Here is a 17,845-nt window from a genome sequence, read left to right as displayed (position 1 = left end):
GCAGCGATGCCACAGGGCAGGCCATAACAGGCCTGCCTTTTTGCTGTTGCGCGGCTTTGGTCTTGTGAATGTGGGCAAAGCGGGTAATTTGACGCTCCGACCCCGTTGTGCAGTGGAGACAGGTACATGAAATTCAGCATCGAACGCGCCGCGTTGCTCAAAGCCGTATCACAGGCACAATCCGTGGTGGAGCGTCGCAACACGATCCCGATCCTTGCCAACGTGCTGATCGAAGCAGAAGGCAGCGATGTATCGTTTCGCGCAACCGATCTGGACATCGAAGTCGTCGACAAAGCCCCCGCCCAGGTAGAGCGCGCAGGCGCCACAACGGTCGCGGCCACCACCCTGCACGAAATTGTGCGCAAACTTCCCGACGGAGCGCTGGTATCATTGACGGCGGACTCCGCAGCGGGCCGTCTGACGGTAGAGGCGGGGCGCTCGAACTTTTCGCTCGCGACACTGCCAAAGGAAGATTTTCCTGTGATGGCCTCGTCCGAATATACCTCGAACTTCTCGGCCAATGCAGCGACCTTGCGGCGGTTGTTCGACAAGTCGAAATTCGCCATCTCGACCGAGGAAACGCGCTATTACCTCAACGGTGTTTATATGCATGTCGCGGATGCGGATGGCGGCAAGATGCTGCGCTGTGTGGCGACAGATGGGCACCGTCTGGCACGGATTGATGCGGATATGCCCGAGGGTGCGGCCGATATGCCTGGCGTGATTGTCCCGCGCAAAACCGTGGGCGAAATGCGCAAACTACTCGACGATGACGATATGGAAATCGCCGTCTCTGTGTCCGAGACAAAGGTGCGTTTTGCCACGCCGCAAATCACCCTCACCTCAAAAGTCATTGACGGGACCTTCCCCGACTACACCCGCGTGATCCCGCAAGGGAACACCCGCAAGTTGGAAGTGGACGCTGCGGATTTTGCGCGGGCAGTGGACCGTGTGGCGACTGTCAGCTCGGAACGCTCGCGTGCTGTGAAGCTGCAACTGGATGAGGACCGTCTGGTCCTCTCCGTCAACGCACCAGACAGCGGCGCCGCCGAAGAAGAGCTGGCCGTGGCTTACGCCGACGAGCGGTTGGAGATCGGTTTTAACGCGAAATACCTGCTGGAGATTGCCAGTCAGGTGGACCGCGAGAATGCCGTGTTCTTGTTCAACTCATCAGGTGATCCAACGCTGATGCGTGAAGGCAACGACACATCCGCCGTCTATGTCGTCATGCCCATGCGTGTCTGAGGGCATCGGAATTTTTGAAAAATTCCGGCCGTTTTCTTCCAAAGAAAACGATCCCCGCTGATGGCTGGCCTTTCCCTTTCTAACCTGACCCTATCGCATTTCCGGTCGCACAAGCGCGCCGTCATTGACGTTGATCCGCGTCCTGTGGCGATTCACGGTAACAATGGCGCGGGCAAGACCAATATCCTTGAAGCCGTCTCGCTTCTGTCCCCTGGTCGCGGGCTGCGCCGCGCCAGTGCGCAGGATATGGCACGCCAGCCAGAGGCGCTGGGCTGGAAGATTACCGCGTTGCTGCATGGCCCCTTGGGCACCAGCGAGATTGAGGTCACTTCGGAAAAAGGTGCCGCACGTCAGGTTCGGATTGACGGCAAACCAGTACCGCAAACAGCACTTGGCCGCATTGCGCGGGTGCTGTGGCTGATCCCCTCAATGGACCGTTTGTGGATCGAGGGGGCCGAAGGGCGGCGGCGGTTTCTGGACCGCATGACGCTCAGCTTTCTGCCCGACCATGCGGAAATCTCTCTTGGCTATGAAAAGGCGATGCGCGAACGCAACCGCTTGCTAAAGGATATGGTGCGTGAGCCTTCGTGGTACACCGCGCTTGAGACGCGGCTGGCCGAGACGGGCGTTGCGATACATCACAACCGTCTTCACGCGCTCAAGGCGCTCTCTGCGGCGCAAGACGCGGCGCAAACGGCATTTCCCACCGCCACGCTCACGCTTGAATGTGACATGCCCGACGACGTAGAGGCGATGCGCGCCGCACTCAGCGATAATCGCGCCCGTGATCTGACCGCCGGGCGCACGTTGATCGGGCCGCACCGCGCCGACCTATACGGTGTCTATGCGGCCAAGAACGTCCCCGCCCGCGATTGCTCCACCGGAGAGCAGAAGGCGCTTTTGGTCTCGCTCATCCTTGCCAACGCTCGTGCACTGACAGAGGATTTCGGGGCGCCGCCCCTATTGCTGCTCGACGAGGTCGCCGCCCATCTGGACGCGGGCCGCCGCGCCGCCCTTTATGACGAGATCGTAGCCCTTGGCGCGCAGGCGTGGATGACGGGCACCGAAGACGGGCTTTTCGAGGCGATGGGCACCCGTGCGCAGACACTTTTGGTGACGGACGAAGCGGGCGTATCCAGCGTGAGTATGACGGCATAATCCCCGCGGCTTAGAGCCACAAAATCTTGTGTGTTTGACGTGACAATCCTGCCCGAAAACGGTATATTTGGCGGATTGAATAACAGGATCAGCATCATGTCCGAGACAGAGCAGCAACCAGAAGAATACGGCGCCAATTCCATCAAAGTTCTCAAGGGCTTGGAAGCTGTGCGCAAACGTCCGGGCATGTATATCGGTGACACCGATGACGGCTCTGGCTTGCACCACATGGTGTATGAGGTTGTCGATAACGGCATCGACGAAGCGCTGGCCGGTCACGCGGATCATGTGGCGGTGACAATCCACGACGACAGCTCGGTTTCCGTCTCCGACAACGGGCGCGGCGTGCCTGTGGGCATCCACGAGGAAGAAGGCGTATCGGCAGCCGAGGTCATCATGACCCAGCTGCACGCAGGCGGTAAATTCGACAGCAATTCCTATAAGGTTTCGGGCGGTCTGCACGGCGTTGGCGTGTCGGTTGTGAACGCGCTCAGCGATTGGTTGGAGCTGCGCGTCTGGCGCGACGGGTTTGAACATGTCGCCCGTTTTGAAGGCGGCTTTACCACCAAGCACCTTGAGAAGCTGCAAGCGACCGAACGCACCGGCACCGAGGTCCGCTTCCTTGCCTCGACCGAGACATTCTCGAATCTCGATTACTCGTTCGACACGTTGGAAAAGCGACTGCGCGAGCTGGCGTTCCTGAACTCGGGCGTGAAGATCATTCTGCGGGATGAACGGCCCACTGAGGCGCTGGAAACCGTCTTGTACTACGATGGCGGCGTGAAAGAGTTTGTAAAATACCTCGACAGGAACAAAGCATCCATTCTGCCAGAGCCGATCTTTATCACCGGTGAAAAAGACGACATCGGCGTCGAAGTCGCCATGTGGTGGAACGACAGCTATCACGAGAACGTCCTGCCCTTTACCAACAACATCCCGCAGCGCGATGGCGGCACGCATATGGCGGGCTTTCGCGGGGCGCTGACGCGGACGATCAACAACTACGCGCAGTCCAGCGGGATCGCGAAAAAGGAAAAAGTCACGTTTACGGGCGATGATGCCCGCGAGGGGCTGACCTGTGTGCTGTCCGTCAAAGTGCCTGACCCCAAGTTCAGCAGCCAGACCAAAGACAAGCTGGTCAGTTCCGAAGTGCGCCCCGCCGTTGAGGGGTTGGTGAACGAAAAGCTGGCCGAGTGGTTTGAAGAAAACCCGCAGATCGCAAAGATCGTCGTGAGCAAGATCATCGAGGCCGCCCACGCCCGTGAGGCAGCGCGCAAGGCGCGTGACCTGACGCGGCGCAAGACGGCGATGGATGTGAACTTTCTCGCAGGCAAGCTCAAGGATTGCTCGGAAAAAGACCCGTCCAAGACCGAAGTCTTTCTGGTGGAGGGGGACTCGGCCGGTGGGTCCGCCCAAACGGGGCGTGACCGTCAGACACAGGCGATCCTGCCGCTCAAAGGTAAGATTTTGAACGTCGAGCGGGCGCGGTTTGATCGGATGCTTGGCTCCCAAGAGATCGGCAACCTTGTGATGGCGCTGGGCACTGGTATCGGGCGGGACGAATTCAACATCGACAAGCTGCGCTACCACAAGATCGTCATCATGACGGATGCGGACGTGGATGGTGCGCACATCCGCACGCTGCTGCTGACGTTCTTCTACCGCCAGATGCCCGAGCTGATCGAGAATGGTCATCTCTATATCGCGCAGCCGCCGCTGTACAAAGTGTCACGCGGGAAGTCCGAGGTTTACCTCAAAGATCAGGCCGCGATGGAAGAATACCTGATCCAGCAAGGCATTGATGGCGCCATGCTGCGCCAAGGCAATGGCGAAGAGATCACCGGGCAAGACCTCGCCCGCGTGGTTGAACTTGCCCGCCAGATGCGCCGCGTGCTGGAAGCCTTCCCGACCCATTATCCCCGCCACATTCTGGAACAAGCCGCCATCGCCGGTGCCTTTGTACCCGGTGCGGTGGACAAGGACTTGCAAGGCATCGCCGATAAGGTTGCGACCCGCCTGAACCTGATCGCGCTTGAGTACGAGCAGGGCTGGCAGGGGCGCATCACCCAAGACCACGGTATCCGCCTTGCCCGCATTCTGCGCGGCGTTGAAGAAGTGCGCACGCTGGACGGCAAAGTCCTGCGCGGTGGTGAGGCCCGTAAATCGGGTACCTATACAGAGCATCTGCAAGACGTCTACAACCTGCCCGCCACGCTGGTACGCAAAGACCGCACGCAGCTGATCCACGGGCCAATGGACCTTCTGAACGCTGTGCTGACCGAAGGTGAAAAAGGCTTGTCCCTGCAACGCTACAAAGGCTTGGGCGAAATGAACCCCGATCAGCTGTGGGAAACCACGCTGGACCCCGATGCGCGCACCTTGTTGCAGGTCAAGGTCGAGGATATGGCAGAGGCCGATGATCTGTTCACCAAGCTAATGGGCGATGTTGTGGAACCGCGTCGCGAGTTCATTCAGCAAAACGCGCTCAACGTAGAAAACCTTGACTTCTAGGGGGCGGTCATCCGGCGCAAGCGGAACGCGTTGCTGAGCACGAACAGCGACGACAATCCCATTGCGCCGGCGGCAAGGCCGGGCGACAGCAAAATGCCGAACAGCGGGTACAATGCGCCCGCTGCCACGGGGATCAGCGCGATATTATAGCCAAACGCCCATGCCAGGTTTTGGCGGATGTTGCGCATGGTCTGCGCCGAGGCATGGGCCGCGATGCTGACCCCCATCGGGTTGCCGCCCATCAGAACGACATCCGCCGCATCCATCGCAACATCTGTTCCCGTCCCAACCGCAATGCCGATATCCGCATGGGCCAGCGCGGGCGCATCGTTGATCCCGTCACCGACAAATGCGGTCACATCGCCGTCTTGGACAAGCTGGTCCAACGCGGCGATTTTGCCATCGGGCAACACGTCTGACACCGCGTGATCTATGCCGAGGTCCCCCGCGAAGTAATCTACTGCCGCCTTGCTGTCACCGCTGATCAGGGCCACACGAATGCCCTGTGCTTTCAGCGCCTCAATCGCATCGCGTGCTGTTGGTTTCACTTCATCTGCGACGATCAACATGGCAAGCGGCTTGCCCTCGCGGGCGGCGAAGAAGACGGACTGCCCGCGCGCTTCGGCCTCCGCCTGTCGGGGAGTGAATTCAGACAGATCAACGCCAAGCTCGGTCAGCCAGCTGTATTTCCCCACATGCAGAGTTGCGCCTTCAACCACAGCCGACACACCGCGGCCGGGGTAGGCTTGGCTATCTGTAGCGGCAGGCAGATCCAGATGCCCGGCCCCTGCACCAATCGCATGTGCGGCAGGATGTTGGGAGGATGATTCAACCGCAGCGATCTGCGCCAACGCCGCGTCTTTGTCCACGCCCGCCGAGGGAACCACATCCAACAGGACAGGGCGGCCCGTGGTTAACGTGCCCGTCTTGTCAAACGCCACCAGTGTCGCATTCTGCAATTGTTGCAATGCGCCGCCGGTACGAAACAGCACGCCCAATTCGGCAGCACGGCCTGTGCCAATCATGATCGACGTGGGCGTGGCAAGGCCCATCGCACAGGGGCAGGCGATGATCAGAACAGAGACGCCAACCACCAACATAAACGGCAACTTCGGCTCAGGCCCGAACACGCCCCACACCGCAATGGCCAAGGCTGCCACAATCAGGACGGCAGGCACAAACCACAGCGTAATCCGGTCCACCAGCGCCTGAATGGGAAGACGCGTGCCTTGCGCCGTTTCGACCATTTTGATGATCTGCGCCAGTTTACTGTCGCTGCCCGTTGTCGTCGCACGGCAGACGAGCGTGCCGTCCGTGTTGACCGTCCCGCCCGTCACGGTGTCACCTGCGGCTTTGCCGACCGGCATCGGCTCACCGGTGAGCATACTTTGGTCGACATCACTTTGCCCGCTGATCACCACCCCGTCAGCCGCGATCCGTTCGCCGGCCCGCACCATAAACGTCTGATCCGTCAGCAAGCTGTCGATGGGGCGTTCTTCCCACGTGCCGTCAATATCAACATGCACCGTGTCAGGCCGCAGCCCGATAAGCCGTTCAATCGCCGCACCTGTGCGGGTCTTGGCCCGTGCCTCCAGCCAGCGGCCCAACAGGATCAGTACAACAATCACGCAGGCGGATTCGAAATAGACAGCGCGGGCGGCGGCTGGCAACAGCTCGGGCGCGGCAAGGACAAAGGCGGAAAAGCCGAAGGCAGCGCCAGTGCCCAGCGCCACGAGACTGTTCATATCAGGGGCGCCGCGCAGCAACGCGGGCACACCGCGCAGAAAGAACCGCCGCCCGGGGCCAAGCAACAACACCGCCGTAAGCACCGACTGCAGTTGCCACGATGTTTCGGTCCCGATGCTGTTGTGAATGGCGTGATGCATCGCGGGAAACAGATGGCTGCCCATTTCCAGAATGAACACCGGCAGGGCCAAAGCGGCAGCAAGAAGCGTGGCCCGCTTTAACGCGCCGACATCGTTTTCCTTGGCCTCCCGGCGGGCAGCGGCGTCTTCATCTTCGCGCAGCGACCCTGGATAGCCTGCCTGCTCTAGCGCGGCAAACGCGTCTTTCAGCGCCTTTGCAGATGTGACCGTAAACTGCGCCGATTCATCGGCAAAGTTGACAGCAGCGCCGTCGATCCCTGCAACCCCGTCCAGCGCCTTTTGCGCACGCGCAGCACAGGCCCCGCAGGACATATTGCTCACACGGATCGAGAATGTATCAGACATAGCGTGCGCCCCTCACGGACCGCAAAAGCGGTAATACCTACTTTGCGTCTTTGGTGTCTTCCGGCTTTGGCGTGGCCTCGACAATCGTGGCATCCTCAATCGGGTCAGTGACGACGACAACCTCGCCCACGGGTTCTTCCGATGCGCCAACGATCAGCGGCAGCATCTGCACACCTGCGGGCATGGCCACATCGGATTGCGGCGGGCGTTTCCACGCAAGCGTGTCAAAGCTGGAGCAGTTGTCACAGATCGGATGCCATTCGGTGTGGATGTGCTGGCAGTTGTCGCAGATCCATTGCGGCCCACGTGGCACAGAAATCGCACGGGCAAGCCAGCCTTTGACAACAGAGTCGGTAGCGCCCTCGCCGCGTTCAACCGCAGCCATCAGCGTAACGGACCGTGCATCGGGGTCTTTTTCGACCAAGTCGCCCAGCGCACGACGGGCGGCGGGGAAATCCTCGTTTGCGATATGCAGCTCGGTGAGCAGCATTTTCGTCTCGGGGTGGTCTGTGTTGATGCGGGTCAGCGCGGTGAACCGCTTGATCCGTGCGGTGGGGGTTTCATCCGGTGCGATAGCGGCAAAGGCGGCGGCCAGATCGGGATGGGGCGACATCTCCCACGCTTTTTTCAGAACACGGGTCGCATAGCGCGGCTTGTCTTGTTCGATATAGCTTTTGGCGGCCATCACGGCAGCGGGGACCAGATCGGGCGACAGGCGGTTCGCCTCGATCGCAGCTTCGCGCTTTTCAATTGTGCTTTCGTCGGAAATCAAGTCCGACGCCTCGGAGAGGGCAAGTACCGCGTCACGGCGTTTGTGGACATCACGGGGCAACTGGCCATTGCGCAACTTCGCACTCAGCGTTTTGCGCGCACCGCGCCAGTCCGCTTTCTCGGCCTGAAGGCGCAGCAGAACGTCGCCTGTTTCTTCGTGCTTTGGCTTCAGCGCAAATGCTTTCTCCGCCAACACCAACGCCGTCTCGTTATCACCAGCGGCAAGTTTCTGGTTCATGATGCCGCGCACACCCACGAAACGGGTCTGCTCGTCTTCGACCAGCTTCTTATACGTCTCTTCCGCCTTGCGTGTGTCGCCTGTCATCTCGGCGGCCTGAGCGATCAGAAGGTTCGTCAACGCGGGCTTCTTGAGGTATTTATCTGCCTTCATCGCCTTGGTCATCGCGACCTTGCCTTCACCGCTGGCCAAAGCCATCAGCCCCTCGGACAAGGCGTCAAATCCCTTACGCTCGCGATTGCGGTCAAAGTAGCGTGACAGCGCGGTTTCGTCCCCGTTGATGAATTTCAGCACAGCGAACAGCAGCGCCACCACCTTGAGCAAGACCCATACGGCAACGACCAACAAAATCAGTAGCAGAACCGATTCAAGCGGGCCCGGGCTCAGCTCGTAGCCGAAGGCGCGGACTTGCAGACCGCCATCGGCCTCAAGCAGAAATCCCGCACCCCAGGCCAGAAAGCCGATGATGCCAACGAAAACGATGATTTTGATCAGGGACCAGAGCATATTGTATTCCTTAGTCTGCCGTCAGGCGTTGTGCCAAAGCATCGGCTGCATCACGGGCGGCAACGCGGGCATCTGCTGCTCCGCGCCACTCAGCGATGGCGGCCTGCGCGTCTTCGGGCAGGGTATCAAGTTCAGTCAGAGTGGCGTTCAAATCACCGGTTTTAATCGCAGCCTCGGCCCGCGACAGCACCGCGTCGGGGTCATCGCCTTCTTGCGGCGTGACAGACCGCGCCCCAAGCGAGCGTTTGAGGAAGCTGCCCAAACCTTGCTGCCCGTCGCCAGCCGCGCCTGAACGGGCGGCGGCCAATGCGGCACGCGCTTGGGCTGGAAACTCTGCCTGCAAAAAGCTGAGCGTTGCAGCGCCATCAGCAGCGACCGCATCCAAAGCGGGATCAATCTCGCCCAGATCGAGGGCTTTCAAATCGGCCAGCGGCTCGGCGAAGGGCTGGCCTGCATCAAGCGCCGATACGATCTTGGCAATCGCAGCTTGGGCACTGGCGGTTGTTGCGGCGCTGGCTGTGGCCGCTTCGGCGTTCCGTGCATTCTCCAACAAAGTCTGGAGTTCGCCGCGCATGTCTTCCAATTCTGCCGCATAAGCAGCAGCAGCCGACGCCGCAACAGCGTCTGCATCCACTCCGTCGGGTGCAACGATCGCAGGGCGGTCTTCTAGTGCGGCCAGACGGGTATCCAGATCGCCAAGCTGCGTTTGCAAGGGTGACAAATCAACCTCGGCTGGTTCCATTGCTTCCAACGCGGCAACGCGCGTTTGCTGTGCCTCCAGATCACCGCGCAGCGCGGCAATCGCATCCGCCTCACCCGCTGTGAACCAGTTATATTCCGACGCGACATAGCCGATGCCCGCAGCAATAACCCCGCCCAGAACCAAAGGCAGGAAGATGCTGCGCGATTTTTCAGGCGGTGTAGCAACCGGCGCAGACGCGGTGGCGGCTTTCGGCGTTTCGCTTTTGGCGGGGGCGCTTTGTGGTTTCACCTCGGCCTTTGCGGGGGCGTCAGCTTTTTCTGTTGTGGTTGTCTTGGGGGGCGTAGCCGCCTTGGCTGGTGCTTCGGTCTTGGCTGCGGCGGCTGGCTTTGCGGTGGTCGCAGGTTTTGCTGCTGTCGCTGGCTTTGCCGGCGCATCCGCCTTAACAGTCGTCTTTGTCTTCGCAGCCGCTGCGGGTTTTGCATCTTTTGGCGCGGCCGTATCCGCAACGCTATCCTTGGCTGTCACCGCATCTTTGATGCTGGTGTCTGCTGCTTTGCTTTTTGCCGGCTTTCGCTTGGAAGCGCTAGACTTTTTAGATGTTGCCACAACAGATACCTTTTCGATTCTTACGCTCAGAACTGACTCATCCAGTTGACCTTAGCCATCAACCGCCTGCCCCTCAAGGCAGGCCAAGCGTCAAGCACTGCTTTTCAACCTCTTTCACCATGTATATCGCCTGTGGTTTTGGCAACACGGTCAAATCAGCGCAGCTTTCCCCGCGCAATGGGGCGGCAACCGCTTCGCTGAGGGCGATGATATGCGCATGATGCAACGCGCCTGCGGTCTGCGCGGCCAATTGCACCGCACTACGGGGTGAAAAAACCGGCACAATAGAAGGTCGCTGTAACGCTGCTTGTCCTTGGGAGTCCAACGGCAGCAGAATTTGATCGTAAATGGGGGTGTGCGTTGTGTTGATCCCCGCTTGCGTCAAAGTTTGCGCGATGTCCCCGCGGGTATGAACGCCGCCCAGATGGATCAGATCGCCCGTGAGTGGATGCGCCTGTATCGCCGCGATCAATTGCTGGGCGGTGTCGCCCATCTGCTGCGCAGTCCAGCCGCGCTGCTTTGCCAGTCGGGTCGTTTGCGCCCCCACGCAGAACGCCGCCCGCCCCTGCCCGTCGGGCGCAAAAGCGACGGCATTGGCAGAGGTAAAGATGACCTGCTGTGAGGGGCCGATGTCGGGCGCGTCTCCGTACCTCACAATTTCCATCAAAGGCGCGATCACCACATCAACCTTTGCCAGCGCCGCGACATTCAACGCATCGACAAAGGCTTGCGCGCTGGGTCTTGGGCGGGTCAGCAAAAGGGTGGTCGGGGTCATTCTGGGGGCGCTCTCAGGATTGTTTGCCAGACGCGGGAGTGTTACCTGCTGGGTGGACCCAGCGCAACGGAAACGCCCGACCCCATGACAACGACCACTATCCTTGGCATCGAAAGCAGCTGTGACGACACGGCCGCCGCTGTTCTGCGCGGACAGGCGGGCGCGGCCCACGTTGTGTCCTCGGTCGTGATGGGACAGACCGCGCTGCACGCGGATTTCGGCGGCGTTGTGCCAGAGATCGCCGCCCGCGCCCACGCGGAAAAGCTCGATCATGCGGTGGCCGAGGCGCTGGCGAAGGCCGAGGTCACGCTGGACGATATTGACGCTGTTGCCGTTACCGCAGGGCCCGGGCTGATTGGAGGTGTGGTGTCTGGTGTGATGTGCGCCAAAGGGATCGCGGTGGCGCGGGGCCTGCCGCTTTATGGCGTCAACCATCTGGCGGGCCATGCGCTGACGCCCCGGCTGACGGATGGCGTGCCGTTTCCCTATCTGATGTTGCTGGTTTCGGGCGGCCATTGCCAGTTTCTGATCGTCTCTGGCCCCGATGATTTTCGCCGCCTTGGCGGCACCATCGACGATGCCCCGGGTGAGGCATTTGACAAGATTGCGCGGCTAATCGCCCTTCCCCAGCCCGGTGGTCCCGCGATTGAAGAGCGCGCAAAGGCGGGCGATTCCAGACGGTTCAAGCTGCCGCGCCCGCTGTTGGACCGCGAAGGCTGTGATATGTCGTTTTCGGGGTTAAAGACGGCAGTGCTGCGCCAGCGCGATCATCTCATTATAGACGGTACGCTTAGGGCGCAGGATCAGGCCGATCTGGCCGCAGGGTTTCAGGCCGCCGTGGTGGATGTGTTGGCCGAAAAGACGCGCCGTGCGCTGGCTGTCTATGCGCAGCTGACCGACACGCGGACGCTGTGCGTGGCGGGCGGGGTCGCTGCGAATATGGCGATCCGTACGGGGCTGACGACCGTGGCCGAGGAATTTGACACAGGGTTCATCGCCCCTCCGCTGGCGCTATGCACAGATAACGCCGCGATGATCGCCTATGCCGCGCTGGAACAGATGGGCAGCCGTGCGCCCGATGATATGACCCTGTCGGCCCGCCCGCGCTGGCCTTTGGACCAGACCGCGCAGCCGATGTTGGGCAGCGGCAAGAAGGGCGCGAAAGCATGAGCATTTCGGTTCTGGGCGGTGGTGCGTTCGGCACGGCGCTGGCGATTGTTCTGGCAAAGCAAGGGCCCGTGACCCTTTGGGCCCGCGACCCTGCGGATATGCAAACGGCGCGGCAGAATACGCGCCGCCTGCCCGACTGCCCCTTTCCCGACGGATTGCGCGTGACTGGTGATTTATCGGAGGCGCTACAGGCACAAACCATCCTGCTGGCGCTGCCGCTGCAAAAGCTGCGCGGGTTTTTGCGCGACCATCTTGAAGAATGGAACGGCAAGGCCGTGGTTGCGTGCTGCAAAGGGATCGAGCGCGAGGGGCTGGTCGGACCCGCGCAGGTTATTTTCGAAGAAGCGCCCGAAGCCAAAGCAGCGATCCTGACCGGCCCCAGCTTTGCCGCCGATATTGCGCGTGGGTTGCCCACGGCGCTGACCCTTGCGGCGCATGACGGCGATGTTGCGCGACGATTGCAAAAGCAACTGAGCACGCCGACGCTGCGGCTTTACCGTACCACCGACACGCTGGGCGCAGAGCTGGGTGGTGCACTGAAAAACGTCGTTGCGATTGCCTGTGGCACAGCGATGGGCATGGGGCTGGGCGAAAGTGCGCGCGCCGCGTTGATGACACGCGGTTACGCAGAAATGCAGCGGATGGCAGTGCATTATGGCGCGCAGGCCGAAACACTTGCGGGGCTGTCGGGCTTTGGCGATCTGACACTCACTTGCACATCGGCAGGGTCGCGCAACTACCGCCTTGGCCTGAGCCTTGGGCAAGAGGTGGATTTTGATGCGTCCATCACGGTCGAGGGTGCCGGGACCGCCCGCGCGGTCGCGCAACTGGCGCAGCGCGACGGTTTGGAGATGCCGATCACAATGGCCGTTGCCCGCGTGCTGGATAAACAGATAGATGTGAAAGCAGCCGTGCACGGCTTGCTAACCCGACCCCTGAAGGAAGAATGATATGCTTGTTTGCTTGATGGCCCATGACAAAGACGGCGCACTGGATGTGCGGATGGAGAACCGCTCGGCCCATGTCGACTACCTCAAAAGCACGGACCACGTGCATTTGGCGGGGCCGCTGATTGATGCAGATGGTGGCATGTGTGGCTCGATGATTGTGCTGGATGTGCCAGACATGGCAGCGGCCGAGGCTTGGGCCGCGAATGACCCCTATGCCAAGGCGGGCCTGTTCAAAAGCGTGACCCTGACGGAATGGAAAAAGGTGATCGGCTGATGGCCTATTGGCTGTTCAAATCCGAACCCTCTGTCTGGGGGTGGGACGATCAGGTCGCCCGCGGCGACAAGGGCGAGGAATGGGACGGCGTGCGCAACTATCAGGCGCGGAACTTCATGCGCGAGATGGCTGTGGGCGATCTGGGGTTCTTTTACCATTCGCAAAAAGAAAAAGCGGTTGTCGGCATTGTCGAGGTTTGCGCCGCAGCGCATCCCGACAGCACCACCGATGACGACCGCTGGGACTGTGTGGATATCAAAGCGGTGCGGCCCTTTGCACAGCCCGTCACGCTGGACATGATCAAGGCAGACGCGGCGCTGGGTGATATGGTGCTGGTGCGCAATTCGCGCCTGTCGGTGCAGCCCGTCACAAAAGCGGAATGGCAAACCATCTGCGCCTTGGGCAAAACCGATCCATAAAAAAAGGGGTTCCGGCACCCCGCCAGAACCCCTTTCTCACCCCGTGTGCTCCCTAGAACCCACACACGTATTCGAAATATGTTCTGGCCGTACTGGCCGTGGATTTGTGGTAGCAAGCGGGGCTGATTTTTTCAAGAAATCAATGCGTTGAATTCGTCCCAATAAAAAAACGCCCGCTTAACCAGGCGGGCGTTTTTGTCGTTCAACCAACGGGTTGGCTTAGTTGTAAACGGCTTCTTTGCCGAAGTGCTTTGTCAGCATGTAGTAGATGACAGCGCGGTATTTGTTCCGCTCGGATTTGCCGTAGACTTCGATCACTTTGTTGATCGCTTCCATCAGCTCGGGGCTGTCAGGCAGGCCCAGTTTTTTCATCAGGAAGTTCTTGCGAACGGTCTCAAGCTCGGCTGGCTGGCTGCCGGCAACAGTGGAGGCGTCTGCGTTATAGATCGACGGGCCGCAACCGATGGTTACTTTGGTCAGCAGCGCCATGTCTGCCTCCATACCGCATTTGTTTTTCAGATCATCCGCATATTTCGCGATCCACTCGTCACGTTTGCCCATACTATCATCTCCCAGTTGTAATTGCGCTGCCTCATGGGCAACCTCAGGGCGCAGCGTATAATGAATTTGTTAAGGGGCAAAAGGAAATTTTGCTCATGCTTTTCCCCATAGGCGCTAGTGCGCTTTCAAAGGGCGAGAGCATCAGACAAAAACGCCGCCCCGTGAGATACACAGGACGGCGTAATTGGTCAAAAGCTGAACCGCTGATTAATAGCGGTAATGCTCGGGCTTGAACGGTCCTTCGGGGGCCACACCGATATAGGCCGCTTGCTCGGGGTTGAGCTTGGACAGTTTCACCCCGATGCGGTCCAGATGCAGGCGCGCGACCTTTTCATCCAGATGCTTGGGAAGGATGTAGACCTCGTTCTTGTATTCGTCACCGCGGGTCCAAAGCTCGATCTGGGCCAACACCTGATTGGTGAAAGAGGCGGACATCACAAACGACGGGTGGCCCGTCGCGTTCCCAAGGTTCAGCAAACGCCCCTCGGAGAGCAGGATCAGACGGTTGCCCGAGGGCATCTCGATCATGTCGACCTGTTCTTTGATGTTGGTCCATTTGTGGTTCTTGAGGGCGGCGACCTGAATCTCGTTATCGAAGTGGCCAATGTTGCCGACAATCGCCATGTCCTTCATCTCGCGCATGTGCTCGATCCGGATGACGTCTTTGTTGCCCGTCGTGGTGATGAAGATGTCGGCGCTGTCGACAACGTCTTCCAGCAGGACAACCTCGAACCCGTCCATCGCGGCCTGAAGTGCGCAGATGGGGTCAACTTCGGTGACTTTCACACGGGCACCCGCCCCGCGCAGGGACGCAGCAGAACCTTTGCCCACATCGCCGTAACCCATGACGACGGCAACTTTGCCCGCCATCATCGTATCGGTGGCGCGGCGGATGCCGTCGACCAGCGATTCCTTGCAGCCGTATTTGTTGTCAAACTTCGACTTGGTGACCGAGTCGTTCACGTTGATCGCAGGGAAAGGCAGCTGCCCTTGCTTGACCAGATCATAAAGACGGTGAACGCCTGTGGTCGTCTCTTCGGACACGCCTTGAATCTGGTCGCGCATCTTTGTGAACCAACCAGGCGACGCCGCCATACGCTTTTTGATCTGTGCGAACACGGCGACTTCTTCTTCGGATGTGGGTACGTCCAAAAGCTCGGTCTCGCCATTCTCGACGCGCGCGCCCATCAGTATATAGAGCGTCGCATCCCCACCATCATCAAGGATGAGGTTTGGACCTTCGGGGAACATGAATGACTTATCAAGGTAATCCCAATGCTCTTCCAAAGACTGGCCTTTGATCGCGAACACGGGTGTGCCGCCTGCGGCGATGGCTGCGGCTGCGTGATCCTGGGTCGAGAAAATGTTACACGAGGCCCAGCGCACATCAGCGCCCAGCGCCACCAATGTTTCAATCAACACGGCGGTCTGGATGGTCATGTGCAGCGAGCCCACGATGCGCGAGCCTGCCAGCGGCTTGCTTTCGCCGTACTCGTCACGCAGCGCCATCAGGCCCGGCATTTCCGTCTCGGCGATGTCGAGTTCCTTGCGGCCGAATTCCGCAAGCGAGATATCTTTTACGATATAGTCATTGGCCATGCTGGCGCTCCTTTAAATCTGTTGAAGCGCGGATAGCATTGCGGCGGGCGTTTATCAATCAGACGCCCTGCCGCATTAGAGGCAAATTTCGTTAGCCTTGCGTGCGCTCTTGGATCATCAGCAGCACTTCTTGGGCGTCCATGCTCTGGTCCCAGTTGCTGCCTTGCGCTTCAACGCAGGCGTTGCCGTCGGCCATTGATTTCACAAGGGTCCATGACCCCGTTTTATCCGACACCCAAAGACGTGTGTTGTCTTGGGTCGGGCCGGCGACGGGGCTTTCGCCATACCAGTCGATCAAGGATGACTGCATTTCGGCCGTGCTCATGCAGACCTCGTTCGCGTGGGCTGCGGTGGTCAAAGCGGTAATAGTGGCGATTGCTGTCAGTACGGTTTTCATGTCTATCTCCTTGTGGATAAGAAACACGAGACAGCCGGAATCGTTCCGTCTTTTTTTAAAAGAGGACCAGTGCGGCGGCAAATGAGGGAGAGCGTCATGGCCCAACAACCCCGCGCATGGCAGCGTATGTTATCAGGTCGCAGGCTGGACCTGCTGGACCCCACACCAGTAGACATCGAGATTGAGGACATCGCCCATGGCCTTGCCTTTGTGGCGCGCTGGAACGGGCAGACGCACGGTGATTTTGCCTATTCCGTGGCCGAGCATTCGCTGTTGGTCGAGACGATCTTTGGCCGCATCGCGCCCAATGCGCCGCCCAAATGGCGGCTGGCCGCCTTGCTACATGATGCGCCCGAGTATGTGATCGGGGATATGATCTCGCCGGTCAAAGCGGCGGTGGGGCCGGGGTATTCCGAGCTGGATGCGCGGCTGGAAGCGGCAGTGCATATCCGCTTTGGCCTACCTGCGAAGGTGCCCGCAGCGATAAAGAAACAGATCAAGAAAGCCGACCGCGTCAGCGCGTGGATGGAGGCCGTGCAGATCGCGGGCTTTGCCGAGAATGAGGCCAACCGCTTTTTCGGCAAGCCCGATCCCGCGCTGCACGACGGGCTGGCCATCACCCTGCGCCCCCCCGTTGAGGTCCGTGCAGATTTCACCGCACGCCACGCCGCCCTTCTGGAGCAAATGCCATGATTACCGTCCGCCCTGCGATCCCGCTGGATGCGCCGTCAATTGCGCGCCTGCTGAACGAGATTATAGCGATTGGCGGAACGACCGCGTTGGTCACCTCGGTCACGGCGCAGGATATGGTAGAGTCCATGGCGTATAAACCAGACCAATCCGCATGGCATGTGGCGCTGAACGCCAGCGAACAGGTGGTGGGTTTTCAATGGATACAGCCCAGCGATCAACTGCCTGCGGAAGCGGCCGAGATCGCAACATTTGTGCAGGTCGGCCAGACAGGTCTGGGGATCGGATCAAAGCTGTTTAATGCGACGAGCAAAGCGGCCAAGGCGCTGGGCTATGTCTGGATCAGAGCGAACATCCGCGCTGACAACGACGGCGGCCTCACCTACTACCAAAGCCGCGGCTTCCGCGATTATGGCGTGATCGAGGATTACAAGCTGGCCGATGGCACGCTGGTGAACAAGACGCTCAAACGCTACGACGTCTAGCGCGGCGAGCGTTTTGCCAGAATGCGCTGCAATGTACGGCGGTGCATGTTCAGGCGGCGCGCCGTTTCCGAGACATTGCGGTCACAAAGCTCATACACACGCTGGATATGCTCCCAACGCACGCGGTCCGCGCTCATCGGGTTTTCGGGCGGCGGCGGCAGGTTGTCGCCCGTGGCCAGTAGCGCGTTGGTAATGTCGGTGGCATCCGCAGGTTTCGACAGGTAATCCGTCGCGCCGATCTTCACGGCTGCAACCGCGGTGGCAATGGCGCCGTACCCTGTGAGGACTACAACCCGCGCATCGGGGCGCTTTTCACGCAGAATTTCGACCACATCCAAACCGTTGCCATCTTCCAGCCGCAGATCACACACTGCGTAGGCAGGCGGCCGCGCCGTGGCAATCGCCGAACCCGCCGCAACAGAGCCTGCCATCTCGACATCAAATCCACGCTTCTCCATCGCTTTGGCAAGACGGCGCAAAAACGGCTCGTCGTCGTCGAGCAATAGAAGGGTTTTGTCAGGGCCCAGATCGGGCGTGGATTGGTCGGGCATCATG

Annotated in this window: 17 protein-coding genes; 9 read left to right on the top strand and 8 right to left on the bottom strand. The window is 60.0% G+C overall.

What is annotated here, in order from left to right; genetic code table 11:
- Positions 1-126: 126 nt before the first annotated feature.
- The 3 genes from dnaN to gyrB all read left to right on the top strand — a co-directional run bounded on the left by dnaN (position 127) and on the right by gyrB (position 4,914).
- On the top strand, positions 127-1,245 hold the full coding sequence (dnaN, locus tag ABMC88_RS07965; protein ID WP_349576333.1) for a DNA polymerase III subunit beta: 1,119 nt from the start codon (positions 127-129) through the stop codon (positions 1,243-1,245).
- Between the two features lie 60 nt (positions 1,246-1,305).
- On the top strand, positions 1,306-2,403 hold the full coding sequence (gene recF / locus ABMC88_RS07960) for a DNA replication/repair protein RecF (RefSeq protein WP_349576332.1): 1,098 nt from the start codon (positions 1,306-1,308) through the stop codon (positions 2,401-2,403).
- Positions 2,404-2,499: 96 nt separating this feature from the next.
- The gene (gene gyrB / locus ABMC88_RS07955) at positions 2,500-4,914 is read left to right on the top strand and encodes a DNA topoisomerase (ATP-hydrolyzing) subunit B (protein WP_349576331.1); all 2,415 of its coding nucleotides are present in this window, start codon (positions 2,500-2,502) and stop codon (positions 4,912-4,914) included.
- Here gyrB and ABMC88_RS07950 read toward each other — a convergent pair.
- From ABMC88_RS07950 to ABMC88_RS07935, 4 genes are all read right to left on the bottom strand, one after another.
- Positions 4,911-7,145, bottom strand: coding sequence for a heavy metal translocating P-type ATPase (locus ABMC88_RS07950; RefSeq protein WP_349576330.1), 2,235 nt, complete (start codon positions 7,143-7,145; stop codon positions 4,911-4,913). The two genes, gyrB and ABMC88_RS07950, sit on opposite strands and share 4 nt — an antisense overlap.
- A gap of 37 nt (positions 7,146-7,182) precedes the next feature.
- Positions 7,183-8,661, bottom strand: a complete 1,479-nt coding sequence (locus ABMC88_RS07945) for a heme biosynthesis protein HemY (protein WP_349576329.1) — start codon at positions 8,659-8,661, stop codon at positions 7,183-7,185.
- 10 nt (positions 8,662-8,671) lie between these two features.
- A complete protein-coding gene (locus ABMC88_RS07940) occupies positions 8,672-9,889 on the bottom strand; it encodes a COG4223 family protein (protein ID WP_349576328.1) in 1,218 nt (405 codons plus the stop codon).
- A gap of 154 nt (positions 9,890-10,043) precedes the next feature.
- Entirely contained in the window at positions 10,044-10,745 is a 702-nt protein-coding gene (locus ABMC88_RS07935) for a uroporphyrinogen-III synthase (RefSeq protein ID WP_349576327.1), read from the bottom strand.
- Positions 10,746-10,829: 84 nt separating this feature from the next.
- Between ABMC88_RS07935 and tsaD the strand changes: the two genes are divergently transcribed.
- From tsaD to ABMC88_RS07915, 4 genes are read left to right on the top strand one after another with little or no spacing between them, the layout of a single operon-like run.
- On the top strand, positions 10,830-11,915 hold the full coding sequence (gene tsaD / locus ABMC88_RS07930) for a tRNA (adenosine(37)-N6)-threonylcarbamoyltransferase complex transferase subunit TsaD (protein WP_349576326.1): 1,086 nt from the start codon (positions 10,830-10,832) through the stop codon (positions 11,913-11,915).
- The gene (locus ABMC88_RS07925; protein ID WP_349576325.1) at positions 11,912-12,865 is read left to right on the top strand and encodes an NAD(P)H-dependent glycerol-3-phosphate dehydrogenase; all 954 of its coding nucleotides are present in this window, start codon (positions 11,912-11,914) and stop codon (positions 12,863-12,865) included. Before tsaD ends, ABMC88_RS07925 begins: the two co-directional genes overlap by 4 nt.
- A 1-nt stretch (position 12,866) precedes the next feature.
- A complete protein-coding gene (locus ABMC88_RS07920) occupies positions 12,867-13,139 on the top strand; it encodes a YciI family protein (RefSeq protein WP_349576324.1) in 273 nt (90 codons plus the stop codon).
- The gene (locus tag ABMC88_RS07915; protein ID WP_349576323.1) at positions 13,139-13,558 is read left to right on the top strand and encodes an EVE domain-containing protein; all 420 of its coding nucleotides are present in this window, start codon (positions 13,139-13,141) and stop codon (positions 13,556-13,558) included. The genes ABMC88_RS07920 and ABMC88_RS07915 overlap by 1 nt, the downstream gene beginning before the upstream one ends.
- Positions 13,559-13,777: 219 nt before the next feature.
- On the opposite strand, the gene ABMC88_RS07910 is transcribed toward ABMC88_RS07915, so the two are convergent.
- The 3 genes from ABMC88_RS07910 to ABMC88_RS07900 all read right to left on the bottom strand — a co-directional run bounded on the left by ABMC88_RS07910 (position 13,778) and on the right by ABMC88_RS07900 (position 16,115).
- A complete protein-coding gene (locus tag ABMC88_RS07910; RefSeq protein WP_349576322.1) occupies positions 13,778-14,119 on the bottom strand; it encodes a DUF2853 family protein in 342 nt (113 codons plus the stop codon).
- Between the two features lie 207 nt (positions 14,120-14,326).
- A complete protein-coding gene (gene ahcY, locus ABMC88_RS07905) occupies positions 14,327-15,718 on the bottom strand; it encodes an adenosylhomocysteinase (protein WP_349576321.1) in 1,392 nt (463 codons plus the stop codon).
- A 91-nt stretch (positions 15,719-15,809) separates the two neighbouring features.
- A complete protein-coding gene (locus ABMC88_RS07900; RefSeq protein WP_349576320.1) occupies positions 15,810-16,115 on the bottom strand; it encodes an S-adenosyl-L-homocysteine hydrolase in 306 nt (101 codons plus the stop codon).
- A gap of 96 nt (positions 16,116-16,211) precedes the next feature.
- On the opposite strand from ABMC88_RS07900, the gene ABMC88_RS07895 reads away from it, so the two are divergent.
- Together ABMC88_RS07895 and ABMC88_RS07890 are read left to right on the top strand one after the other, a co-directional pair.
- Entirely contained in the window at positions 16,212-16,808 is a 597-nt protein-coding gene (locus tag ABMC88_RS07895) for an HD domain-containing protein (protein ID WP_349576319.1), read from the top strand.
- On the top strand, positions 16,805-17,290 hold the full coding sequence (locus ABMC88_RS07890; protein WP_349576318.1) for a GNAT family N-acetyltransferase: 486 nt from the start codon (positions 16,805-16,807) through the stop codon (positions 17,288-17,290). The genes ABMC88_RS07895 and ABMC88_RS07890 overlap by 4 nt, the downstream gene beginning before the upstream one ends.
- Here the strand turns inward: ABMC88_RS07890 and ABMC88_RS07885 are convergent.
- A complete protein-coding gene (locus tag ABMC88_RS07885; protein WP_349576317.1) occupies positions 17,287-17,841 on the bottom strand; it encodes an ActR/PrrA/RegA family redox response regulator transcription factor in 555 nt (184 codons plus the stop codon). The genes ABMC88_RS07890 and ABMC88_RS07885 overlap by 4 nt on opposite strands.
- Positions 17,842-17,845: the final 4 nt, after the last annotated feature.

Origin of the sequence: Sulfitobacter aquimarinus (assembly GCF_040149565.1) — a bacterium.
Classification (GTDB): Bacteria; Pseudomonadota; Alphaproteobacteria; order Rhodobacterales; family Rhodobacteraceae; genus Sulfitobacter; species Sulfitobacter aquimarinus.
The sequence above is the reverse complement of the archived record's forward strand: the minus strand, read 5'-3'. Positions and strand labels throughout refer to the sequence as shown.